Origin of the sequence: Mycobacterium kyorinense (genome assembly GCF_002101735.1) — a bacterium.
Lineage (GTDB): Bacteria > Actinomycetota > Actinomycetes > Mycobacteriales > Mycobacteriaceae > Mycobacterium > Mycobacterium kyorinense.
In genome coordinates, this window is sequence record NZ_LQPE01000159.1 from 34,504 (window position 1) to 55,376 (window position 20,873).

25 protein-coding genes and 2 pseudogenes are annotated in these 20,873 nt (G+C 67.9%); 9 read left to right on the forward strand and 18 right to left on the reverse strand.

The window, feature by feature from the left end; translation table 11 throughout:
- Positions 1-6: 6 nt before the first annotated feature.
- Both AWC14_RS22445 and AWC14_RS22450 read right to left on the reverse strand, forming a co-directional pair.
- Positions 7-669 (reverse strand): TetR/AcrR family transcriptional regulator, encoded by a 663-nt coding sequence (locus tag AWC14_RS22445; protein ID WP_045381284.1) that lies wholly within the window; start codon positions 667-669, stop codon positions 7-9.
- 75 nt (positions 670-744) lie between these two features.
- Positions 745-1,399: pseudogene (locus AWC14_RS22450) on the reverse strand (TetR/AcrR family transcriptional regulator).
- A gap of 136 nt (positions 1,400-1,535) precedes the next feature.
- Between AWC14_RS22450 and AWC14_RS22455 the strand changes: the two are divergent.
- Together AWC14_RS22455 and AWC14_RS22460 are read left to right on the forward strand one after the other, a co-directional pair.
- On the forward strand, positions 1,536-3,644 hold the full coding sequence (locus AWC14_RS22455) for a catalase (protein WP_045381290.1): 2,109 nt from the start codon (positions 1,536-1,538) through the stop codon (positions 3,642-3,644).
- Complete coding sequence (locus AWC14_RS22460; protein ID WP_045381292.1) at positions 3,644-4,327, forward strand: hypothetical protein; 684 nt, start codon at positions 3,644-3,646, stop codon at positions 4,325-4,327. Before AWC14_RS22455 ends, AWC14_RS22460 begins: the two co-directional genes overlap by 1 nt.
- Here the strand turns inward: AWC14_RS22460 and amaB are convergent.
- Both amaB and hglS read right to left on the reverse strand, forming a co-directional pair.
- Positions 4,320-5,834, reverse strand: coding sequence for an L-piperidine-6-carboxylate dehydrogenase (gene amaB / locus AWC14_RS22465; protein WP_057003325.1), 1,515 nt, complete (start codon positions 5,832-5,834; stop codon positions 4,320-4,322). The two genes, AWC14_RS22460 and amaB, sit on opposite strands and share 8 nt — an antisense overlap.
- Entirely contained in the window at positions 5,831-7,072 is a 1,242-nt protein-coding gene (gene hglS / locus AWC14_RS22470; protein ID WP_057003324.1) for a 2-oxoadipate dioxygenase/decarboxylase, read from the reverse strand. The genes amaB and hglS overlap by 4 nt, the downstream gene beginning before the upstream one ends.
- Before the next feature lie 19 nt (positions 7,073-7,091).
- On the opposite strand from hglS, the gene AWC14_RS22475 reads away from it, so the two are divergent.
- The 3 genes from AWC14_RS22475 to AWC14_RS22485 all read left to right on the forward strand — a co-directional run bounded on the left by AWC14_RS22475 (position 7,092) and on the right by AWC14_RS22485 (position 9,440).
- A complete protein-coding gene (locus AWC14_RS22475; RefSeq protein ID WP_045381295.1) occupies positions 7,092-7,538 on the forward strand; it encodes an Lrp/AsnC family transcriptional regulator in 447 nt (148 codons plus the stop codon).
- Between the two features lie 53 nt (positions 7,539-7,591).
- Positions 7,592-8,953: an L-lysine 6-transaminase gene (gene lat, locus AWC14_RS22480; protein ID WP_045381298.1), complete on the forward strand. Its 1,362-nt coding sequence runs from the start codon at positions 7,592-7,594 to the stop codon at positions 8,951-8,953.
- Between the two features lie 100 nt (positions 8,954-9,053).
- Positions 9,054-9,440: a hypothetical protein gene (locus AWC14_RS22485; protein WP_045381301.1), complete on the forward strand. Its 387-nt coding sequence runs from the start codon at positions 9,054-9,056 to the stop codon at positions 9,438-9,440.
- On the opposite strand, the gene usfY is transcribed toward AWC14_RS22485, so the two are convergent.
- The 4 genes from usfY to AWC14_RS29055 form a co-directional block, all read right to left on the reverse strand.
- On the reverse strand, positions 9,429-9,740 hold the full coding sequence (gene usfY, locus AWC14_RS22490; RefSeq protein WP_235215968.1) for a protein UsfY: 312 nt from the start codon (positions 9,738-9,740) through the stop codon (positions 9,429-9,431). The genes AWC14_RS22485 and usfY overlap by 12 nt on opposite strands.
- A 35-nt stretch (positions 9,741-9,775) precedes the next feature.
- The gene (locus AWC14_RS22495; protein ID WP_045381307.1) at positions 9,776-10,156 is read right to left on the reverse strand and encodes a phage holin family protein; all 381 of its coding nucleotides are present in this window, start codon (positions 10,154-10,156) and stop codon (positions 9,776-9,778) included.
- A 25-nt stretch (positions 10,157-10,181) separates the two neighbouring features.
- On the reverse strand, positions 10,182-10,376 hold the full coding sequence (locus AWC14_RS22500) for a hypothetical protein (RefSeq protein ID WP_045381310.1): 195 nt from the start codon (positions 10,374-10,376) through the stop codon (positions 10,182-10,184).
- Between the two features lie 95 nt (positions 10,377-10,471).
- Positions 10,472-10,621 (reverse strand): hypothetical protein, encoded by a 150-nt coding sequence (locus AWC14_RS29055; protein WP_162835659.1) that lies wholly within the window; start codon positions 10,619-10,621, stop codon positions 10,472-10,474.
- 128 nt (positions 10,622-10,749) lie between these two features.
- Between AWC14_RS29055 and AWC14_RS22505 the strand changes: the two genes are divergently transcribed.
- Complete coding sequence (locus tag AWC14_RS22505; RefSeq protein WP_045381313.1) at positions 10,750-11,187, forward strand: ATP-binding protein; 438 nt, start codon at positions 10,750-10,752, stop codon at positions 11,185-11,187.
- On the forward strand, positions 11,184-11,972 hold the full coding sequence (locus AWC14_RS22510) for an RNA polymerase sigma factor SigF (RefSeq protein WP_045381316.1): 789 nt from the start codon (positions 11,184-11,186) through the stop codon (positions 11,970-11,972). The genes AWC14_RS22505 and AWC14_RS22510 overlap by 4 nt, the downstream gene beginning before the upstream one ends.
- Here the strand turns inward: AWC14_RS22510 and AWC14_RS22515 are convergent.
- The 9 genes and pseudogenes from AWC14_RS22515 to AWC14_RS22555 form a co-directional block, all read right to left on the reverse strand.
- Positions 11,943-12,374 (reverse strand): STAS domain-containing protein, encoded by a 432-nt coding sequence (locus AWC14_RS22515; RefSeq protein ID WP_045381319.1) that lies wholly within the window; start codon positions 12,372-12,374, stop codon positions 11,943-11,945. The two genes, AWC14_RS22510 and AWC14_RS22515, sit on opposite strands and share 30 nt — an antisense overlap.
- A 140-nt stretch (positions 12,375-12,514) precedes the next feature.
- Positions 12,515-12,763: a hypothetical protein gene (locus AWC14_RS22520; RefSeq protein WP_045381322.1), complete on the reverse strand. Its 249-nt coding sequence runs from the start codon at positions 12,761-12,763 to the stop codon at positions 12,515-12,517.
- A gap of 3 nt (positions 12,764-12,766) precedes the next feature.
- Positions 12,767-14,563 (reverse strand): acetyl/propionyl/methylcrotonyl-CoA carboxylase subunit alpha, encoded by a 1,797-nt coding sequence (locus AWC14_RS22525; RefSeq protein ID WP_045381325.1) that lies wholly within the window; start codon positions 14,561-14,563, stop codon positions 12,767-12,769.
- 65 nt (positions 14,564-14,628) lie between these two features.
- Positions 14,629-15,045, reverse strand: coding sequence for a SufE family protein (locus tag AWC14_RS22530; protein WP_045381329.1), 417 nt, complete (start codon positions 15,043-15,045; stop codon positions 14,629-14,631).
- Positions 15,042-15,935 carry a sulfurtransferase gene (locus AWC14_RS22535; protein WP_045381331.1) on the reverse strand — a complete coding sequence of 298 codons (894 nt, stop codon included), beginning with the start codon at positions 15,933-15,935 and terminating at the stop codon, positions 15,042-15,044. Before AWC14_RS22535 ends, AWC14_RS22530 begins: the two co-directional genes overlap by 4 nt.
- Positions 15,936-15,962: 27 nt before the next feature.
- Positions 15,963-16,190, reverse strand: coding sequence for a hypothetical protein (locus AWC14_RS22540; RefSeq protein ID WP_235215969.1), 228 nt, complete (start codon positions 16,188-16,190; stop codon positions 15,963-15,965).
- Positions 16,191-16,277: 87 nt separating this feature from the next.
- Entirely contained in the window at positions 16,278-16,907 is a 630-nt protein-coding gene (locus AWC14_RS22545; RefSeq protein ID WP_057003323.1) for a Maf family protein, read from the reverse strand.
- A pseudogene (locus AWC14_RS22550) lies at positions 16,904-17,113 on the reverse strand (acyl-CoA carboxylase subunit epsilon); the annotation flags it as partial. The gene AWC14_RS22545 and the pseudogene AWC14_RS22550, both read right to left, overlap by 4 nt.
- Before the next feature lie 11 nt (positions 17,114-17,124).
- Positions 17,125-18,765, reverse strand: coding sequence for an acyl-CoA carboxylase subunit beta (locus AWC14_RS22555; protein ID WP_057003322.1), 1,641 nt, complete (start codon positions 18,763-18,765; stop codon positions 17,125-17,127).
- 68 nt (positions 18,766-18,833) lie between these two features.
- Here AWC14_RS22555 and AWC14_RS22560 point away from each other — a divergent pair, with 68 nt between their 5' ends.
- Complete coding sequence (locus tag AWC14_RS22560; protein ID WP_045381337.1) at positions 18,834-19,640, forward strand: biotin--[acetyl-CoA-carboxylase] ligase; 807 nt, start codon at positions 18,834-18,836, stop codon at positions 19,638-19,640.
- 9 nt (positions 19,641-19,649) lie between these two features.
- Positions 19,650-20,168, forward strand: coding sequence for a PH domain-containing protein (locus AWC14_RS22565; protein ID WP_045381340.1), 519 nt, complete (start codon positions 19,650-19,652; stop codon positions 20,166-20,168).
- On the opposite strand, the gene AWC14_RS22570 is transcribed toward AWC14_RS22565, so the two are convergent.
- On the reverse strand, positions 20,123-20,776 hold the full coding sequence (locus tag AWC14_RS22570) for a GtrA family protein (protein ID WP_045381343.1): 654 nt from the start codon (positions 20,774-20,776) through the stop codon (positions 20,123-20,125). The two genes, AWC14_RS22565 and AWC14_RS22570, sit on opposite strands and share 46 nt — an antisense overlap.
- Between the last annotated feature and the right edge of the window lie 97 nt (positions 20,777-20,873).

Below are 20,873 nucleotides of genomic sequence, written 5' to 3' on the forward strand. Positions count from 1 at the left end.
CCGACATCATCGGCGATCGGGCGCGACCGCCGCGGCCAGCTCGGCGGGAATGTCGGGCACCCGGCCGATCGCATCCAGCAACGCATGCGCGCAGGTGTCGCCGAGGTAGTTCGCGTCGATCGACGGGTCCATGATGCGCTGCCGGCACATCTCGAACGTGAACGACAGCCAGCTGAACACCGCCGCGCGCAGGTCACGCTCGACCGCCGGGGCGAAACCGTTGCTCATTCCGCCCGGCACCAACGCGCTGGCCGCACCCATGATGCGCTGCATCTGGCGGTTTTTGGCCTCGTCGTCGATTTCGACCAGGACGGGGTCGTAGCGGCCGGCGCGCACATACACCGCCCAGGCCGCGTGCGGGTGGTTCTGGTGGTAGGCCACATACGCCAGCACGCCGGCGCGCACCCGCTCGAACAGTGTGCCTCCCGGGTCGGGCGGATTCTCGGTCGCGGCGTAGAGCTGCTCGGCCTCGTGCTTGACGACGGCGGCGAAGAAGGCGCGTTTGTCGGGGAAGTAGTGGTACATCAGCGCGCGGGACACCCCGGCCCGTTCGGCGATCTCGTCGATGCGGACGTCGTCGTAGGGCCGCTCGCCGAAGGCCTGCGACCCCAGCGCCAGCAACTCCGAGCGCCGGTCATCCGGGGACAACCGTCGCCTGCGCCCTGCCATATTCCGATGCTACGTCGAAGCTGTTGAACGTTTGTTAAATTAGCGTGGCATCAACTGGCAAACCCGGGCGGGCGGTCAGCGCTGGTCGGGGGCGACCGCTTTGGCGAGTTGCTCGGGGATCCCGGGCACCCGGGCGACCGCGTCGAGCAGCGCGTGCGCAGGCGTCGGCGAGTTGGCCGGCGTCGGTCGACGGGTGGATGATCCGTTGCCGGCACACCTCGAAGGTGAGCGCCAACCAGCCGTGGACCATGACCCGCAAATCCCGCTCGACGTCGGGCTCGAGCTTGTTCTCCGGCCCCTCCACCTCGAGGATGCGCCGCATGATGTGCTCCATCTGGCGATCCTTGGCCTCGTCGTCGATGCCGAGCAGCACAGGGTCGGAGCGACCGAGCCCGACATAGGCGGCCCACGCGGCGTGCGGATGCTCCTGGTGATACTGCATGTACGCCAGCACGCCGGTCCGCACCTCCTCGAACAGCGACTGGCCCGGCGACGGCAAGTTATGGCTGGTCTCGAACAGCTGATCGGCCTGCGCCTTGACCACCGCGGCGAAGAACGCCCGCTTGTCGGGGAAGTAGTGGTACATCAGCGCGCGCGACACCCCGGCGCGTTCGGCGATCTCGTCGATGCGGACCTCGTCGTAGGGTCGTTGCCCGAAAACCTCCGCACCGAGCGCCAGCAACTCTGATCGCCGATCGTCGGGAGATAACCGGCGCCTAGGCGTTCGCATGCGCTCGATGGTACTTCCACAACGAATTCGCTGGCTTGCGACTCAGCAAACCGGCCCGCGGCAGGTGCGTGTGCGCCGTTTGCCGAAGGCCCACTTGGGTACTCAGGGCTGGAATTCCTATCCGGGAAGGGACGCAATGGCTGACAAGAACGCGAATCCAAAACAGCAGCAGCTCGAGGGGTACCGCGTCGAGCGGGACACCGGCTACTTGACGACACAGCAAGGCGTTCGGGTGGACCACACCGACGACGCGTTGACCGTCGGGGAACGCGGGCCCACCCTGTTGGAGGATTTCCACGCCCGGGAAAAGATCACCCACTTCGACCACGAGCGCATCCCGGAACGCGTGGTGCACGCCCGCGGCGCCGGCGCCTACGGGTATTTCGAGCCGTACGACGACTCGCTTGCCGACTACACCGTCGCGAAATTCCTGACGACACCCGGTAAGCAGACGCCGGTGTTCGTGCGGTTTTCGACCGTCGCGGGCTCCCGCGGCTCTGCCGACACGGTGCGTGATGTACGGGGTTTCGCCACCAAGTTCTACACCGACCAGGGCAACTACGACCTCGTCGGCAACAACTTTCCGGTGTTCTTCATCCAGGACGGGATCAAGTTCCCCGACTTCGTGCACGCCGTCAAACCCGAGCCGGACAACGAGATTCCGCAAGCCCAGTCCGCGCACGACACGCTGTGGGACTTCGTGTCGCTGCAGCCGGAAACGCTGCACACCATCATGTGGCTGATGTCGGACCGGTCGTTGCCGCGCAGCTACCGGATGATGCAGGGCTTCGGCGTGCACACCTTCCGACTGGTCAACGCCAAAGGCGAAGGCACGTTTGTGAAATTCCACTGGAAGCCGCGCCTCGGTGTGCACTCGCTGGTCTGGGACGAATGCCAGAAGGTCGCCGGCAAGGACCCCGACTTCAACCGCCGCGACCTGTGGGATTCCATCGAGGCCGGCCAGTACCCCGAGTGGGAGTTGGGTGTGCAACTGGTGCCCGAAAGCGACGAGTTCAACTTCGACTTCGATTTGCTCGACGCCACGAAAATCATTCCGGAAGAACAGGTTCCGGTGCGCCCGGTGGGCAAGATGGTGCTCAACCGCAACCCGGACAACTTCTTCGCCGAAACCGAGCAGGTGGCCTTCCACACCGCCAACGTGGTGCCCGGCATCGACTTCACCAACGATCCGCTGCTGCAGTTCCGCAATTTCTCCTACCTGGACACCCAGCTGATCCGCCTGGGCGGCCCGAATTTCGCCCAGTTGCCGGTCAACCGGCCGGTGGCCGAGGTGCGCACCAACCAGCACGACGGGTATGGGCAGATCGCCATTCCCAAAGGGAAATCGAGCTACTTCAAGAACTCGCTCGGCGGTGGCTGCCCGGCGCTGGCGGACGAGGGTGTGTTCCGGCACTACACCCAGAAGGTCGATGGGCAGAAGATCCGCCAGCGCGCCAAGAGTTTTGAGGACCACTACAGCCAGGCCCGGATGTTCTGGAAGAGCATGTCGCCGGTCGAGGCCAAACACATCGTGGCCGCCTACGCGTTCGAACTCGGCCACGTGGAAACCGTCGAGATCCGGTCGCGGGTGGTCGAGCAGCTGAACCTGGTCGACCACGACCTGGCCGCGCAGGTCGCGGGCCAACTCGGCCTGCCGGTGCCCGACGAACAGCCCGTCGACGACAAAATGCCTGCCTCGCCGGCGCTTTCGCAACTCAACACCGCCACCGACAGCATCGAGAGCCGCAAGATCGCCGTGCTGGCCGCCGACGGCGTCGACGTGGCGGGCACCGAGCGGTTCGTGGAGGCGATGCGCAAACGGGGCGCCATCGCCGAGGTGCTCGCGCCGATCGGCGGTGGGACGCTGTCGGGCGGATCGGGCGGTGAGATCGCGGTGGACCGGTCGATCACCAGCATGGCTTCGGTGCTCTACGACGCGGTGGTGGTGCCCTGCGGACCGGACGCCATGGAGACACTGGCCGGCGACGGCTACGCCATGCATTTCGTGACCGAGGCGTACAAGCACTACAAGCCGGTGGGCGCATTCGGCGCCGGCGTCAAGCTGCTGCCGAAGGCCGGGATAGCCGAGCAGACCGCCGACAGCACGAAAGTTGTTGACTCCCACGGCGTCGTGACGACAACAGCTGCCGCGGACGACCTGTCCGACGACTTCTTCGAGGCGTTCGCGGCCGCGCTGGCCAAGCATCGCGCCTGGGACCGCGAAACCGATTCGGTGCCGGCCTGATGACCATCGCGTTCTCCGACCTGGTCACCACGCCGTTCCGGTGGGCGGCGGCCCTTCGCGGCCGCCGGGTGTTTCACCCGGACGGGGTGTTGGCCAGCGGCTGGATCGAGCGGTGGGCACCGCCGGAGCAGGGGTTGCCGATCACCTCGTGCGAGGTGGTCGGGCGGGTCTCCAAGGGGCTGGGGACTCCGGGCGCGCTGCCCGACATCGTCGGCCTGGCCTGGAAGATGCCCGCCTCGTCCTATCCGCCGACGGGCTGGGATGTGCTGTTGGCGTCCACCGGTGCCGGTCTGCTCACCCGTATGGGGTTGCGGCCGGTGACCTCGTGGTCGGGGGTGACGCTGTCGAGCCTGATGCCGCTTCGCTACCGGCAGAGCTACTGGTGGATCCGGGCCCGGCTGATCACCGAGATCGCCGACGGCGGGGTGTCGCTGGACAGTGTCCGCACCCAGGTCGACGACGGAGGCCTGATGTTCGCGGTCGAACAGGCCAGGGGCACAAGGAGTTTCGAGATGCTCGGACAGCTGACGCTCAACCGCCTGCTGACCGGCGACGAGGCCCGCGACCTGGTCGTCGATCCCACCATCCACAGCCCTGCGGACGCCGGGCTGGCGCCGGGTTGGTTGACCGAGTTGCGGCGCGGCGCCTACGGCCGCAGTCGGCAGGGCCGCGACGCTAAGTGAATGTCACGCCCTGCGCCAGCGGCAGCTGGTCGGAGTAGTTGACGGTGTTCGTGGCGCGACGCATGTAGCCCTTCCACGCGTCCGACCCGGACTCCCGGCCGCCGCCGGTGTGCTTCTCCCCGCCGAACGCGCCGCCGATCTCCGCGCCCGAGGTGCCGATGTTGACGTTGGCGATGCCGCAGTCCGAGCCGTCGATGAAGCGGTTGGCCTCGCGGAGGTCTGTGGTGAAGATCGCCGATGAAAGCCCTTGCGGCACTCCGTTGTTCAACGCTATCGCCTCGTCCAGGTCGTCGTAGGTCACCGCGTAGAGAATCGGCGCGAAGGTCTCGGTGGCCACGATCGCCGTTTGCGCCGGCATCCGCGCCAGCGCCGGCGCGACGTAGTAGGCGTTTTCCGGGCCGAGGTGGTGGCGCTCGCCGCCGATCACCTGCCCTCCGTCGGCGCGGGCCTGCTCCAACGCCCCCACCATGTCGCGGTAGGCGGTCTCGTGGATCAGCGGGCCGACCAGTGTGCTGTGCGCGCACGGGTCACCGATGGGCAGCTGCCGGTAGGCCGCGGCGACACGCGCGACCACCTCGTCGGCCACCGAGCGGTGCACGATCAGCCGGCGCAGCGTGGTGCAGCGCTGCCCGGCGGTGCCAGCGGCGGCAAACACGATGGCCCGCAACGCCAAATCCAGGTCGGCCGACGGCGTCACGATCGCCGCGTTGTTGCCGCCCAGCTCCAGCAGCGCGCGGCCGAACCGCGACGCGACCCGCGGCCCGACCTCGCGGCCCATCCGGACCGAGCCGGTCGCCGACACCAGCGCGACCCGCTCGTCGTCGACCAGCCGCTCGCCGGCCTCGCGGTCACCGAGCACCAGACCGCTGACCCCGCGCGGCGCCCCGACGTCGCCGGCCGCCCGCTCGATCAGCGCCTGGCAGGCCAGCGCCGTCAACGGCGTCAACTCCGAGGGCTTCCACACCACGGTGTCGCCGCACACCAGCGCCACCGCGGTGTTCCAGGCCCACACCGCGACCGGAAAGTTGAAGGCGGTGATCACGCCGACCACACCCAGCGGATGCCAGGTTTCCATGAGCCGGTGCCCCGGCCGCTCAGAGGCGATGGTGCGCCCGTAGAGCTGACGGGAAAGCCCGACGGCGAACTGGCAGACGTCGATCATCTCCTGCACCTCGCCCAGCGCCTCGGCGGTGATCTTGCCGACCTCGACGGTGACCAGCGTGGCCAGCTCCTCCTTGTGCGCGGCGAGCAGCTCGCCGAGCCGGGCCACCAGGGCGCCGCGCACCGGCGCCGGGGTGGCCCGCCACGTCGAAAATGCCTGCGCCGCAGCGCTGATCGCGCCGTCGGCGTCGTCGACCGAGTCCACGGTGAACAGCACGTCGCCGGTGATCGGCGTACCGGCCGGCAGGCCGTGCCCGCCCGGCTCGCCGAGCGTGACCTGAACGCCGATCGCGTCCAGCGCGCGGCGCACGCGTGCGCGTAGTTCGTCAGCGGTGGGCAAGCTCATGCAGCCGTCTCCTCGGCGTCGTAGAGGTCGTATGGGTCGTGGATATGCCGGTCGATCGCGCCGGCCATCCAGTCCATGCTGTAGCCGGAGTCGTCTGAGGCGGCGCAGGTCGACGCGTCGCGGTCCAGGTTGGACCGGAAGATGCCGGCCGCCGATGCTGGCAGGAAGTCTTCGTAGACAATGGGTTTGGCCGGGTCGCCGCCGCGATAGTAGGCAAGTCCCTGGGCAGCCATCTCCTCGTCGGTCGACGGGAAGTACCGCCCCCAAACCGCTGCCGGGTCGGCGGTGCCCATTGCGGCGTCGTACCGTTCGCGGCCTTTCGGTGTCAGCGCCACGCCGCGGGCCTCGACCTCGCCGAAGCGCACCCGCACGGTGCCCTCGACAACAGAGCCGTCGTCGCAGCGGAACCGCCGCGGCTCGGCCAGCGCGCGAAACGACGTCTGGCGCAACAACACCGGCGGCCCGTCGGTGCGCGGCGGTCCCTGGATCGCGTCGATCATCGCGATGCCGCGCGCCGTCATCCGCTGGTACAGCTCGTCGATGTCGAGCACCCGCGGGGTGAGGTGGTTGATGTGGGTGGAGCCCACCCCGGCGATGTCGGCGGCCACCGCAGACACCCGGGACAACTCGTCGTACCACGACTTGTCGATGGGCTCGCGTGACAGCGCGAACGCCGCCACCGCCTGCCCGACGAACTCGTCGGCCTCGTCTGCGGGGCAGCCGCCTTCGGCGGCGATCACCCGGGCGCGAGCGAGCAGCGCCGGGTCGAACAGCTGCCGTCGCGCCAGGAACGCCTGCACCCGCGATCGCAGGCCGGCGTCGAAGAACCGGGCATCGTGCAGGGCCAGCATCGACGTGAACACTCGAAATGGATTGCGGGCCAACTCATCTGCGTGTATCGGCCGGAAGGCGGTGGATACTACCGGAACCGGCGACACCGCCTCACGCAGGTCGTAGTAGCCGACCGGGACCATGCCGAACGCGCCGAACAGGTCGGCGACGGCGGTCAACTCGGCCGGGGAGCCGACCCGGATCGCGCCGTGCCGCTCGGCGGTGACCCGGTCGAACGATCCTAGGCGTGAGGCATCCGGATGCGCCTGCACGTAGTCACGGTTGACCTCGGTGCTGACCTGCACCAACGTCGGGTAGGCCGGCACCTCGCGGCCGTACATCGCCGACAATCCGGCGGCGAACCGCTCGCGCAGCTGCCAGGCCGCAAGCTTTTTCGCAGTGCTCATCGTCGGCTATCGTCCGGCCATGGCTCTCGACGACATCGACCGGACCCTGGTGCGCGAGCTGGTCGCCGACGGGCGCGCGACGTTGTCGGACCTGGCCGCCAGCGCCGGCCTGTCGGTGTCGGCGGTCCAGTCGCGGGTGCGTCGTTTGCAGGAGCGCGGCGTGGTGACCGGGTATGCGGCGCGGATCGACCCCGAGGCGGTGGGGCACTTGCTGTCGGCGTTCGTGGCCATCACTCCTCTCGATCCCTCCCAACCCGATGATGCGCCCGCCCTCCTCGAACACATCGAGGCGATCGAGTCGTGTCACTCGGTGGCCGGTGAGGAGAGCTACATCCTGCTGGTCCGTGTCGAGTCCGCGCGGGCCCTGGAGGACCTACTGCAGCGGATCCGGACCACGGCCAACGTTCGGACGCGAAGCACGATCATTCTGCGCACTTTTTACAGCGGAAGGCAGTTTGTGCCGTAACTCTTACGGTGTCGTGGCGTTAAAAACGTAAACATATTGCTAAAATCGTGGCCATGACTGTGCTGACGGCCACCGACGAACAGCTGCAGCCCGACCGTGTGCTGGACGTGCTGGGCCGCAGCATCCAGCTCGGCGGCTTCGACCTGGTGCTCGATCTGGAGCGCTCGGCCGGCTCGTATCTGGTCGACGCCCGCACGGGCCGGCGCTACCTGGACATGTTCACGTTCGTGTCGTCGTCGGCACTGGGCATGAACCATCCGGCGCTGGCCGGCGACGACGCCTTCCTCGCCGAACTCGCTCACGCCGCGATCAACAAACCGAGCAACTCCGACGTGTACTCGGTGCCGATGGCTCGCTTCGTCGAGGCCTTCGTGCGAGTGCTGGGCGATCCGGCGCTGCCGCACCTGTTCTTCATCGACGGCGGTGCCCTGGCGGTGGAGAACGCGCTGAAGATCGCCTTCGACTGGAAAAGCCAGCACAACGAGGCGCGCGGCATCGACCCTGCGCTGGGCGGCCGAGTGTTGCATCTGCGCGGGGCATTTCACGGCCGCAGCGGCTACACGCTGTCGCTGACCAACACACACAGCCCGCTCAACGTGGCCCGCTTTCCGAAATTCGACTGGCCGCGTATCGACGCCCCCTATCTGCGACCCGGGGCGGACATGGACGCGGCCGAAGCCGAGTCGCTGCGGCAGGCCCGGGCGGCGTTCGACGCCCATCCGCACGACATCGCCTGCTTCATCGCCGAACCGATCCAGGGCGAAGGCGGCGACCGGCACTTCCGCCCGGAGTTCTTCGCCGCCATGCGCGCACTGTGCGACGAGCATGATGCTCTGCTGATCGTCGACGAGGTGCAGACCGGCTGCGGACTCACCGGAACCGCTTGGGCCTACCAGCAATTGGGCGTCGCGCCGGACATCGTCGCGTTCGGCAAGAAGACCCAGGTGTGCGGGGTGATGGCCGGCCGGCGCGTCGACGAGGTCGCCGACAACGTGTTCGCGGTCAACTCGCGGCTCAATTCCACGTGGGGCGGCAACCTCACCGACATGGTCCGAGCGCGCCGCATCCTGGAAGTGATCGAATCCGAGCAGCTGTTCGCCAACGCCGCCGCGCAGGGCCGCTATCTGCGGGCAGGGCTCGACGACCTGGCCGGCGACTTCCCCGCGGTCATGCTCGACGTCCGCGGGCGCGGCCTGATGTGCGCGTTCAGCCTGCCCGGCACCGCCGAGCGCGACGACGTTGTTCGCGAGCTGTGGCGACGCGGGGTGATCGTGCTGCCCAGCGGGGCCGACAGCGTGCGCTTCCGTCCGGCGCTCACCGTCTCGCGCGCCGAGATCGACGAGGCGCTGGACGCCGTCCGCGACGTGTTTACCGCCTCCTACCACCGGGTATACCCTCGGCGAGGTCGGGTCTAGCCGAAGGCTCCGCGCGGCACGTCCGCAACGGCGATGTAACTCCAGTCGCCGGTTTGCCGATGCATCAACAAGCAGCCGACAGCAAGATAGAGGTTCGCAGATGCAAAAACCACGTCAGCGCTCAGGTGGCGACCACCTGGGTCAAGAGGACCGCGACGTCGCTTCGGCGGTGCGGTTCGCGGTGCTGACTGCCGTCGCCGGAGTGGCGTTTCTGATCGTTGCGGCGCTGTGGGTCAGCACCTGTAACGGTGTGATGGCTGTCGACACCGTGGCCTGCGGCGTGCCGCAGCGCACTCTGCTGGCATTCGGCGCTCCGGCCATCTTGTTGGCCGGTGGGCTGTGGGCATTTCTGCGCACCTACCGCATTTGGCGCGACGAGGGCACGTGGTGGGCCTGGCAGGGCGCGGGATGGTTCCTGCTGATGCTGATGCTGCTCACGCTGACGATGGGCGCCCCGCCGATCGCGGGTCCGGCCCTAGCTGGTTGACGACTGCCGGGACTTCCACTGCTCCTCTATGCGAGCCACCCGGCGCAGTTCGATGACGAACCACAGCGCCCCGGCGATGGTGCCGAGCACGGCGATGGCGACCGTCGCCGACAGCCACTCGTAATGCCGATAGGCGGCGACCGCCGCCGTGCTGATCATCCCGGCCACCGCGACGGCGATCAGGATGAACCCTGGCCAGAACAAGTTGTCCTTCATCGTGATACCGGCGTGCGGCTGGGTGGTCCGGAATGGATCAGTCGGATTGTGATGCGTGTCGCCCATCAGCTCCCCTTCCGTCATCGGACCAGGTAACACGAATGCTACTCACTGACTTCTCAAACCGGGCCGACCTCGCTGCGGGCGAAGATCTCGGGCAGGCAGATCGCGCCGATCGTGGTCACCAGCCACACCACCACCGTCGCGGCGGCCCACGACGCGATGTCCCCGAACTGCAGGCCGTCGGTCCACGCCGCGGCCAGACCCAGCGCTATCACCGTCAACACCAGGCCGGTACCGCCAAGCACCAGTGACGCGTATGCATGAGGCAGCTTCAAGATCAGCACCGACAGCAGCGCCTGCGCAACCGAGAAGAGTGCTACGGCGACAATGAATCCCGACGCCGAGAGCGACACGCCGGGAACCACCCACGCCGCCACCAGCAGCCCGATCGCCCACGATCCCATCACGACGACAGCCCGCACCAGAATTTGCGTCATGGCACCAGCGTAGGTCTGGGACTGCTCACTCGCGGTATAAGTCGCGGTCGTCTTCGTCGGCGCCGACAATCTCCTGACGCTGCTCCTGCCAGTCCGAGGCATTCGCCTCCACCGGTGGCATCTCCCGGTCGGGCATCTCCGGAACAGGGGTGGTTTCCTGCTCCTGCTCGACAGCGTCGGCGACGGGAACCTCGTCGGACAGCGGATCGCGGTCGTCCATCGCACCCTTCCTGGGTTTCGCTCGCCGCGGCGAGGGGGTATCAGGTCTACACAATGATGACGTCAACAGCAGCCGGCAACGGCGCAGCATCCCGGCTAGCCGAGCATCGGGGCCAAAATCACAAACGCGATCACGTAGATCCCGATCGCCACCAAGACCACGACGAGCAGCGTGATCACCGCGATCACCGCGGTGCGCCGAAGCCTGCGCGTGCGGCGAACTTCCGTGGTGTCGGTCTCCTCCATGGCCGCTGGAATACCCGGCGCGTGGCGATCGTAAGCGCGGCGCAGCCGGGTCCCCGCCGGGCGAAGTGCTCATGACTGACCGGCTGGAACGCGGGGGTAGTCTCAGTCAAATATTGCCGGGAGGCCAGATGACCGCTACCGAAGTGTCAGGTAAAGCCCAGCAACGAGGCGACCGTGCCATCGAGTTCAGGGTCGCCGCCCGGTTGGAGAATCTGGCGATGCTGCGCACTCTGGTCGGCGCGGTGGGCGCCTTCGAGGACCTCGACTTCGACGCGGTGGCCGACCTGCGGCTGGCGGTCGACGAGGTGTGTACCCGGCTGATCCGCTCCGCGGCCCCCGACGCGACGCTGGTGGTGGTGGTCGACCCGCGCGACACCGAATTGGTCGTGCATGCGTCGGCGGCCTGCCAGACCTCCGACGTGGTGACGCCCGGCAGTTTCAGCTGGCACGTGCTGACCTCGTTGACCGACGACGTCCAGACCTTCCACGACGGTCGCGGGCCCGAAGGGTCCGGCGGCGTTTTCGGCATCACGTTGACGACGCGACGGGCGGGCTCTGCCAGGTGACAGCGCGAGCTGTCGGCGGTTCGGCTTCGCGGCCCAATGAATACGCCGACGTTCCCGACATGTTCCGTGAGTTGGCCACCCTGTCGGCCGACTCACCGGAATTCCAGCGTCAGCGCGACAAAATCGTGGAGCGCTGCCTGCCGCTGGCCGATCACATCGCCCGCCGCTTCGAAGGTCGCGGCGAGCCGCGCGACGACCTGGTCCAGGTAGCACGGGTCGGCCTCGTCAACGCTGTCATGCGCTTCGACGTCGACGCCGGATCGGACTTCGTCTCGTTCGCGGTGCCCACGATCATGGGGGAGGTTCGCCGACACTTCCGGGACAACAGCTGGTCGGTCAAGGTGCCGCGGCGGCTCAAGGAACTGCATCTGCGGCTGGGCACCGCCACCGCGGACCTGTCCCAGCGGCTCGGCCGGGCGCCCACCGCATCGGAGCTGGCCGACGAGCTCGACATGGACCGCACCGAGGTGATCGAGGGCCTGGTGGCCGGCAGCTCCTACAACACCTTGTCGATCGACAGCGGTGGCGGCAGCGGCGACGAAGACGCCCGCGCGATCGCCGACACGCTCGGTGATGTGGACTCCGGTCTCGAGCGAATCGAGAACCGCGAGGCGCTGCGTCCGCTGCTGGACGCGCTGCCCGAGCGCGAGCGAACGGTGTTGGTACTCAGGTTTTTCGAGTCGATGACGCAGACGCAGATTGCCGAGCGGGTCGGCATCTCACAGATGCATGTGTCGCGTCTGCTGGCGAAGTCGCTAACGCGTCTGCGCGATCAGCTGGAGTAGGCGACGCGGCTCTTCGTTGTCGGCCAGCCCCTCGGCCACCGACCCCGTGATCGGCAGCGTCTTGTCCGGATCGCAGATCCGCAGCAGCCGGGAAACCGCATGGCTGGGCACCACCGCCCAGCGCACGTCGGCGCCGGCGCAGCGGACGTTGATCGTGTGCAATGCCGAAAAACCAGCGGTGCCAAAGAATTCCACGCCGCTTAGGTCCACGACCAGCGACTTGCAATGCGCGGCGCAACTCGCCACGTAGTCGGCGAGCTGGCCCGCGTTGGACGCGTCGAGCTCGCCGTGCGCGCTGACCACGGCGGCCGACGCGTCGCGATGAGCGGTGAAGCGGGCGGTGTGGCTTTCCCACGGTTGAGACGGAAATGCGGTAGCCGCAGATCCTGCAGTTGTGGACATGGTGACTCCATCAGTCAACGAGTGTCGTGCTGTGGATCACGTCAAGTGGTGGCCCCTCACGGCGGGGGAACTGGCTGGCAGCCTCCCCGCACGTCGTTGACGTTGTTCCGGGCGGCTGTGAACTCAACCTGGTTTGAACCTTACTCCTGAGCCGGCACGGTTCGCATCCCGAATGCCGCAGCAAAACGCCGCACCGCCGCGCCGGCCGCGGCCGCGGCGTCGTCGTGACCGTCGCGGACCCGGGTGGTGATCTCGCCGGTGACCGGGTCGAGCATCACGTCGGCCTGCGGTTCGCCCGTCGTCGCCTCGCACACCGACCACCGGTAGCAGTCGGCATCGTCGCGCGGGAGCAAATACCACCCGCCCGCGTTGATCTGGACCGGCTGCAAGAGTTACTTGATCTCGGCGAGCACCGTGCCCTGGGTGATCGCGGCGCCGGGCTCCACGGCCAGGCCGCTGATGACGCCGTCCTTGTGGGCGGTGACCGGGTTCTCCATCTTCATCGCCTCCAGGACCACCACCAGGTCGCCGGCGGTGACCTCCTGGCCCTCTTCGACGGCAACCTTGACCACGGTGCCCTGCATCGGCGCGGTCACCGCGTCACCGGAGGCCGCGACGCCGGCCAGCGCGCCACGCTTGCGCGGCTTGGGCTTGCGGCGGATGACCCCGGCCGCGTCGCCGCCGCTGCCGTTGGACAACGCCAGGTCGGCAGGCAGCGACACTTCGAGGCGGCGACCGCCGACCTCGACGACCACCTTCTGCCGCGGCCGGGCGTCCTCTTCGTCGAGCGGCTCGCCGCCGGTGAAGGGCTCGATCGTGTTGTTCCACTCGGTCTCGATCCAGCGGGTGTGCACCGAGAAGCCGTTGCCGTCGCCGATGAACGCCGGGTCGGACACCACGGCCCGGTGGAACGGGATGACGGTGGCCAGGCCCTCGACGTGGAATTCGTCCAGCGCGCGGCGGGCGCGGGCCAGCGCCTCGTCGCGGTTGGCGCCGTAGACGATCAGCTTGGCCAGCATCGAGTCGAACTGGCCGCCGATCACCGACCCGCTCTCGACACCGGAGTCCAGCCGCACGCCGGGCCCGGCCGGCGGCTCGAACTTGGTGACGGGCCCGGGGGCCGGCAGGAAGCCGCGGCCGGCGTCCTCGCCGTTGATCCGGAACTCGATCGCGTGCCCGCGCGGTTCGGGGTCTTCGGTGATGTCGAGCTTCTCGCCGTTGGCGATCTTGAACTGCTGCAGCACCAGGTCGATGCCGGCGGTCTCCTCGGTGACCGGGTGCTCGACCTGCAGGCGGGTGTTGACTTCGAGGAAGGAGATCAGCCCGTCCTGGCCGACCAGGTATTCGACCGTCCCGGCGCCGTAGTAGTGCGCCTCTTTGCAGATCCGCTTGGCGGACTCGTGGATCTCCTTGCGCTGCGCGTCGGTGAGGAACGGCGCCGGAGCCTCCTCGACCAGCTTCTGGAAGCGGCGCTGCAGCGAGCAGTCGCGGGTGCCGGCGACGACGACGTTGCCGTGCTGGTCGGCGATCACCTGCGCCTCGACGTGGCGGGGCTTGTCGAGGTAGCGCTCGACGAAGCATTCGCCGCGGCCGAACGCGGCGACGGCCTCACGCACCGCCGACTCGTACAGCTCGGGAATCTCCTCGATGGTGCGGGCCACCTTCATGCCCTTGCCGCCGCCGCCGAACGCGGCCTTGATCGCGATCGGCACGCCGTACTCCTTGGCGAACGCGACCACCTCGTCGGCGTCCTTGACCGGGTCCGGGGTGCCGGGCACCAGCGGGGCCTGGGCGCGGGCGGCGATGTGGCGGGCGGTGACCTTGTCGCCGAGGTCGCGAATGGACTGCGGGCTCGGCCCGATCCAGATCAGCCCGGCGTCGATGACGGCCTGGGCGAAGTCGGCGTTCTCGGAGAGGAAGCCGTAGCCGGGGTGAATCGCGTTGGCGCCGGACTTCTCGGCGGCCTCCAGCAGCTTGCCGAAGTCCAGGTAGGACTCCGCCGAGGTCTGACCGCCCAGCGCGAACGCCTCGTCGGCCAGCCGTACGTGGGGCGCGTCGGCGTCGGGTTCGGCGTACACCGCCACGCTGGGGTAGCCGGCGTCTTTGGCCGCGCGGATCACCCGGACCGCGATCTCCCCGCGATTGGCGACGAGAACCTTGGCGATCTTCGAGCTGGCGTGACTAGGCACTGCGCCTCCTGTTATGGCTGGACGTTTTCTCTAAGAGATTTTCTTACAAGTCTGTCGGTGAGAGTCTAAGGCTCGCGCAGCCGCCGCTTGATCCGGGCCAGCATCGCCGACATGCCGCGCAGCCGCAGCGGGCTGATCAGCGCCGCCAGCCCCAACTCCGTGTAGAAGTCTTCGGGCACCGCGAGGATGTCGGCCGCGGGCTGCTCGTCGAGCCCGGCCGCCAGGATCGACGCGAACCCGCGGGTGGTGGGCGCTTCGGGCGGGGCCGAGAAATACAGTCGGACCCGCTGCGGGTCGTGGGCGTCGACGTGCAGGAACAGCGGCGACTGGCATTCGGGCACCGGCTCCATGGCCGCCTCTTCGAGCTCGGCGGGCAATTCCGGCAGATCCTCCGCGAATTCCAGCAGCAACCGCAGCTTGTCCTGGCCCTGGACTTCCGCGAAGTCGGACACCACCTCGGCCAGCGGAGCGGGCATGCTCATCGGGCCGGGACAACTCCTGGCTCTTCACCGGCGACGATCGGCACCCGCACCGTGTTGCCCCATTCGGTCCACGAGCCGTCGTAGTTGCGCACGCCCGGAATGCCCAGGAGATGGGTCAGCACGAACCAGGTGTGGCTGGAGCGTTCACCGATGCGGCAGTACACGACGGTCTTGTCGTCGGGCTTGATGAACCCGTACAGCTGCTCGAGCTCGTCGCGGCTGCGGAACCGGCCGCTGTCGTCGGCGGCCTTGCCCCACGGAATCGACACCGCGGTGGGGATGTGCCCGGCCCGCAGCGCGCCCTCCTCGGGGTAGTCGGGCATGTGGGTGCGCTTGCCGGTGTACTCGTCGGGCGAGCGCACGTCGATCAACGGCTCGGAGCCCAGGATGGCCAGCACATCGTCTTTGAACGCGCGGATCGGTGCGTCGTTGCGCTCGACGACGGGGTAGCCGGTCGAGGTCTTGGTCGGGACGTCGAGCGTCGTCTCCCGGCCCTCGGAGAGCCACAGGTCGCGACCGCCGTTGAGCAGCCGGACATCCGGGTGACCGAACAGCGTGAACACCCACAGCGCATACGCGGCCCACCAGTTGCTCTTGTCGCCGTAGATCACCACGGTGTCGTCGCGCGAGATGCCCTTGCGGTTCATCAGGTCGGCGAACTGCTCGCCGTTGATGTAGTCGCGCACCCGCGGGTCGTTGAGGTCGGTATGCCAGTCGATCTTGACCGCGCCGGGGATGTGGCCGACGTCGTAAAGCAGTACGTCCTCGTCGGATTCGACGATGACCAGGCCGGGCTTGCCCATATTGCCGGCCAGCCAGTCGGCGGTGACCAACCGTTCCGGGTGGGCGTAGGCGGCCAGTGTGGGGCTGGGATCTGCTGGTAGCGGCACGGTATCGAGCCTACCGCCAGGAGACCCTCAGATGCCCAGCGCGACCTCGTAGGCCACGGCGAAGCGACGGGTGCCCGGCTTGGGCCGGAACAGCGCGCCGCCGTTGGGACTCCAGGCGACCACGCGCAGCAGTCGCTTGCCCGGTGAGAGCTGGTCGCGGACGACGTCGGTCAGCGCGGCGCGAAGCCGTTCGGTGTCATAACGGTCGATGTCGCGCGGGACGCCGACGTCCCACATGGTTTCTTCGACTGGCATCGGCCCAGTGTGCGGGTGCTTTGCGGCCGAACATGGCAACCGCGGCTGGCGTGCCAGATTGCAGTTAGGTCACGGTTGCGGCGGCAATCAGCAGGTCCACAAGGCGGCCGGGGAGACTTCGACGCGGCCCAGCATGCGCCGCAGCAGCGGCAGACTCAGCCCGACGACGTTCGACGGGTCACCCTCGATCCGGTCGACGAACCAGCCGCCCAGCCCGTCGATCGTGAACCCGCCCGCCACCTGCAGGGGTTCACCGCTGGCGACGTATGCCTCCAGCTCTGCTTCCGTCGGCTTGGCGAAATGCACTGTGGTAGTGGCTGATTCGGCTTCGCGTTCGGTGACTGTGCCGTCGCGCAGCCGCAGCACGCAATGGCCGGTGTAGAGTCGGCCGGCCTTGCCGCCCATCGAATGCCATTGCCGCCGTGCGGCATCCGCGGTGCCGGGCTTGCCGACCAGCCTGCCGTCGACCTCCAGCATCGAATCACAGCCGATGACAACACAATCCAGCGCGACGGACCGGTCGAGTCCGGCCGCTACCTCGTCGGCTTTGGCTTGGGCCAACACAGAGACGACGTCGGCCGGTGTGGCGTTGGGCCCCAGTGTGGCGATGACCGCGTCCTCGTCGACCCCGGAGACCACGACCAGTGGGTCGATGCCGGCTTGGCGCAGCACCCTTCGGCGGCCCGGGGAGGCTGACGCCAGCACCACGCGGGTCATCGCCGCATGTGCGTCCGTTCCTGCAGGGTGATCCGCTGCCAGCTGAACACCGGGTAACGCAGCCTGTCGACGGGCAGTCCCCAGCGTGTGCGCTCGGGCTGGCCGGTTTCGCCCCCGCCACCGCCGGCGCTGCCCAGCACCGCGATCAGCGCGGCCAGCTCCTCGTCGGTCGGGTTGCCCTTGAGCACCTCGATGTGCGGCTCGTGAGTTTCTTCGGTCATAGCGGGATGTTCCCGTGCTTCTTCGGCGGCAGCTGAGCGATCTTGCGCTCCAGCAGCCGCAGTGCTGTCCCGACGTAGCCGCGAGTGTGCGACGGCGGGATGACCGCGTCGACGTACCCGCGCTCGGCGGCGATGTACGGGTTGACCAGGGTGTCCTCGTAATCCTGCTGCAGCTGGAGCCGAAGCGCATCCACGTCTTCGCCCTTCTTGGCGGCCTCGGCGAGCTGCTGGCGGTACACGAACCCGACCGCGCCGGAGGCACCCATCACCGCGATCTGCGCCGTCGGCCACGCCACGCACACGTCGGCGCCCATGTCCTTGGAGCCCATCACGCAGTACGCGCCGCCGTAGGCCTTGCGGGTGATCACGGTGATCTTGGGGACCGTGGCCTCGCCGTAGGCGTAGAGAAGTTTCGCGCCGCGCCGGATGATCCCGTTGTATTCCTGGTCGGTGCCCGGCAGGAAGCCCGGCACGTCGACGAGCATGACGATCGGGATGTTGAAGCAGTCGCAGGTCCGCACGAAGCGGGCCGCCTTCTCCGAGGCGTTGATGTCCAGGCAGCCGGCGAAGTGGGTGGGCTGGTTGGCGACGATGCCGACCGGCCTGCCCTCGATGCGGCCGAACCCGATCACCACGTTCTGGGCGTAGCCCGCCTGCACCTCGAGGAACTCGTCGTCGTCGAGGATGCGGGTGATCACCTCGTGCATGTCGTAAGGCTGGTTCGCCGAGTCCGGAATCAGCGTGTCCAGCTCGAGGTCCTCGTCGGTGAGGTTGTCCTCGATGGCGCCCTCCGGGACCGGCACCGGGTAGCGGGGCGGGTCGGTGAAGTTGTTGGGCGGCAAGTAGCTCAGCAGCTCGCGGACGTATTCGAACGCGTCCTGCTCACCGGAGGCGACGTAGTGCGCGGTGCCGGACTTGGCCATGTGGGTGTGGGCGCCGCCGAGCTCCTCCATCGTGACGTCCTCACCGGTGACGGTCTTGATCACGTCCGGGCCGGTGATGAACATCTGGCTGGTCTGGTCGACCATCACCACGAAGTCGGTCAGCGCGGGGGAGTAGACGTGGCCGCCGGCGGCCGCGCCCATGATCAGCGAGATCTGCGGGATCACTCCGGACGCCAGGATGTTGTTGTGGAAGATCTTGCTGTAGAGGCCCAGCGAGACCACACCCTCCTGGATGCGGGCGCCGGCGCCGTCGTTGATGCCGATCAGCGGGCGGCCGGTCTTGATCGCCAGGTCCTGCACCTTGACGATCTTCTCGCCGTATACCTCGCCCAGGCTGCCGCCGAACACGGTGACGTCCTGGCTGAAGATGCACACGTCGCGGCCGTCGATGGTGCCGTAGCCGGTGACCACGCCGTCGCCGAGCGGCCGTTTTTGGTCCAGCCCGAAGTTGGTGCTGCGGTGCTTGGCCAGCGCGTCGAGCTCGACGAACGAGTCCTCGTCCAGCAGCGCGTAGATGCGCTCGCGGGCGGTCAGCTTGCCCTTGGCGTGCACCTTCTCGACGGCGGCCTCACCGACCGGGTGCAGCGTCTCCTCGGTCCGCTTGCGCAGTTCCGCCAGCTTGCCCGCGGTGGTGTGGATGTCGATCTCGTGCTCAGCCTTGGCTTCGACGTGGGCATCGGAAACGCTTGTCATGGCTGTCGAGCTTAGCGGTTCCTTAGATTCCGATCCCAATCCAGTGCGTCGCCCTAGGCTGAGTGTCCATGGATCCCAGGGAGCCGCTGGACGCGGCGGCCATCAGCGACGGGCTGATCGGCCCCGGGCTGCCGTGGCGTCAGCTCGACGTGGTCGACGAAACCGGCTCCACCAACGCCGACCTGCTGGCCCGGGCCGCGGCGGGCGAGGACATCGACGGCGTGGTTCTGATGGCCGAGTACCAGACCACCGGACGCGGTCGCCACGGCCGGCACTGGCTGGCGCCGCCGCGGGCACAGATCGCGTTGTCCGTCGGAGTGGGCGGAGCGTCGGTGCCCCGGTCGGGCTGGGGCTGGCTGCCGCTGGCCACCGGTGTGGCCGTGGTCGACGCGCTGGCTGCGGTCGCCGGTGTCACCGCCGGGCTGAAGTGGCCCAACGACGTGGTGGTCGACGACGGGAAGCTGGCCGGCATCCTCGCCGAGGTCGCCGCGCCGGCGCCGGTCATCGTCATCGGCCTGGGGCTCAACGTGACGCTGACCGCCGGCGAAGCACCCGACCCGGTGGCCACCTCGCTGCTGATGCTGGGATCGTCGGCAACCGATCGAAATGCGTTGGCGCACCGCGTCCTTCGTGAATTGACCGCGCGTATCGACGCGTGGCGAACCGCCGGCGGCGCCGACCCGAAGCTGTTCGCCGACTACCAGCACCACAGCCGGACGCTGGGCACCCGGGTGCGAGCGATCCTGCCCGGCGACCACGAGGTCGTCGGCGTGGCACAGGCTATCGACGAGCTGGGCCGGCTGTGCATCGACACCGGCGGGCAGGTCGAGACGGTGTCGGCCGGAGACATCACCCATCTGCGGCCCGGCGTTTAGAGTGCTGCCGTGCCCTACCCCGACAACGTGCTGGCCGGCGACGAACAGGTTGTGCTGCATCGCCATCCGCACTGGAAGCGGCTGATTGGTGCGGTCGTCGTGCTCATCCTGGGGACCGGGCTGGCGTCGTTCGGGTCGGCCGTCGTCAACACCACCGACTGGGATCAGACCACCAAAAACGTGTTCTACGCGGTGATCTGGGCCGTCTGGCTCGTCGTCGTCGGGTGGCTGACGCTGTGGCCGTTCCTTGACTGGCGCACAACGCATTTCGTGATCACCGACCGACGGGTGATGTTCCGGCACGGACTGCTGACCCGCAGCGGCATCGACATCCCGCTGGCCCGGATCAACAGCGTCGAGTTCAGGCACCGCATTGTCGACCGGATCTTGCGGACGGGGACGCTGATCATCGAGTCGGCGTCACAAGATCCGTTGGAGTTCAACGACATTCCGCGCGTGGAGCAAGTCCACGCGCTGCTGTATCACGAGGTTTTCGACACCCTGGGCTCGGAGGAATCCTCCAGCTGAGACCGTCGTGACCGCCACGCCCGCATCAGTGTGACGGTGCCGCCGCCTTCGATGTTGTCCTCCATGGCCTCGGCGATTCCGCCGGCGGTCAGCGCCGATTCCAGCGCCTTCTCGGAGGTGCGACCGAAGTCGTCCGGGAAGACCCAGCGCCGGAATGCCCAGAACCGGAACGCCATCTGCAGCAGGTTGCCGATGATGTAGGCCGAGATGAAGTCGGCGATGTTCTCCACGGTCAGCGACACCGTCGGCACCCGCAGCTGCAGGATGTAGCTGGAGAACCACAGCGGCGCCATGGACAGCAGCACGCCGACGCCGCTGAACGCGAAGAACAGCAGCGCCTCGTGGTGGCGCTCGCGACCGCCGCGGTGCCGGAAGCTCCATTCCCGGTTCAGGATGTAGGACGCGATGACCGCGACGATGCCGGCGATGACTTTGGCGGTCACCGGCTTGGGCTCCAGGATCGTCAGCTTCAGCGTGTAGAAGATCGCCGAGTCGATGACGAAGGTGGTGGCGCCGACGATGACGAACTTGATCAATTCGTGGTGGCGTTCCGCATAAGGCCGGATCAGCGAGGGCAGCCGCTCGATCGTGGCATCGGCAAAGGACACAGTGTCGCAGTGTACGTATTGACGCTTGCCTCCGCGAAGCATCGGTGTCACCGCCGCTAAATACCCCGGTCGGCGGGCCATGACACCATATTTGGCG

Coding starts and splice junctions, on each gene's coding strand:
- AWC14_RS22515 (WP_045381319.1), bottom strand. CDS start 12,374: ATGTCCACAACTGCAGGATCTGCGGCTACCGCATTTCCGTCTCAACCG.
- AWC14_RS22545 (WP_057003323.1), bottom strand. CDS start 16,907: ATGACCCGCGTGGTGCTGGCGTCAGCCTCCCCGGGCCGCCGAAGGGTG.
- AWC14_RS22505 (WP_045381313.1), top strand. CDS start 10,750: ATGACCGCTACCGAAGTGTCAGGTAAAGCCCAGCAACGAGGCGACCGT.
- AWC14_RS29055 (WP_162835659.1), bottom strand. CDS start 10,621: ATGGAGGAGACCGACACCACGGAAGTTCGCCGCACGCGCAGGCTTCGG.
- usfY (WP_235215968.1), bottom strand. CDS start 9,740: ATGACGGAAGGGGAGCTGATGGGCGACACGCATCACAATCCGACTGAT.
- AWC14_RS22555 (WP_057003322.1), bottom strand. CDS start 18,765: ATGACAAGCGTTTCCGATGCCCACGTCGAAGCCAAGGCTGAGCACGAG.
- AWC14_RS22540 (WP_235215969.1), bottom strand. CDS start 16,190: ATGCCAGTCGAAGAAACCATGTGGGACGTCGGCGTCCCGCGCGACATC.
- AWC14_RS22460 (WP_045381292.1), top strand. CDS start 3,644: ATGACCATCGCGTTCTCCGACCTGGTCACCACGCCGTTCCGGTGGGCG.
- AWC14_RS22485 (WP_045381301.1), top strand. CDS start 9,054: ATGCAAAAACCACGTCAGCGCTCAGGTGGCGACCACCTGGGTCAAGAG.
- lat (WP_045381298.1), top strand. CDS start 7,592: ATGACTGTGCTGACGGCCACCGACGAACAGCTGCAGCCCGACCGTGTG.
- AWC14_RS22530 (WP_045381329.1), bottom strand. CDS start 15,045: ATGAGCATGCCCGCTCCGCTGGCCGAGGTGGTGTCCGACTTCGCGGAA.
- amaB (WP_057003325.1), bottom strand. CDS start 5,834: ATGAGCTTGCCCACCGCTGACGAACTACGCGCACGCGTGCGCCGCGCG.
- AWC14_RS22495 (WP_045381307.1), bottom strand. CDS start 10,156: ATGACGCAAATTCTGGTGCGGGCTGTCGTCGTGATGGGATCGTGGGCG.
- AWC14_RS22475 (WP_045381295.1), top strand. CDS start 7,092: ATGGCTCTCGACGACATCGACCGGACCCTGGTGCGCGAGCTGGTCGCC.
- hglS (WP_057003324.1), bottom strand. CDS start 7,072: ATGAGCACTGCGAAAAAGCTTGCGGCCTGGCAGCTGCGCGAGCGGTTC.
- AWC14_RS22455 (WP_045381290.1), top strand. CDS start 1,536: ATGGCTGACAAGAACGCGAATCCAAAACAGCAGCAGCTCGAGGGGTAC.
- AWC14_RS22445 (WP_045381284.1), bottom strand. CDS start 669: ATGGCAGGGCGCAGGCGACGGTTGTCCCCGGATGACCGGCGCTCGGAG.
- AWC14_RS22560 (WP_045381337.1), top strand. CDS start 18,834: ATGGATCCCAGGGAGCCGCTGGACGCGGCGGCCATCAGCGACGGGCTG.
- AWC14_RS22500 (WP_045381310.1), bottom strand. CDS start 10,376: ATGGACGACCGCGATCCGCTGTCCGACGAGGTTCCCGTCGCCGACGCT.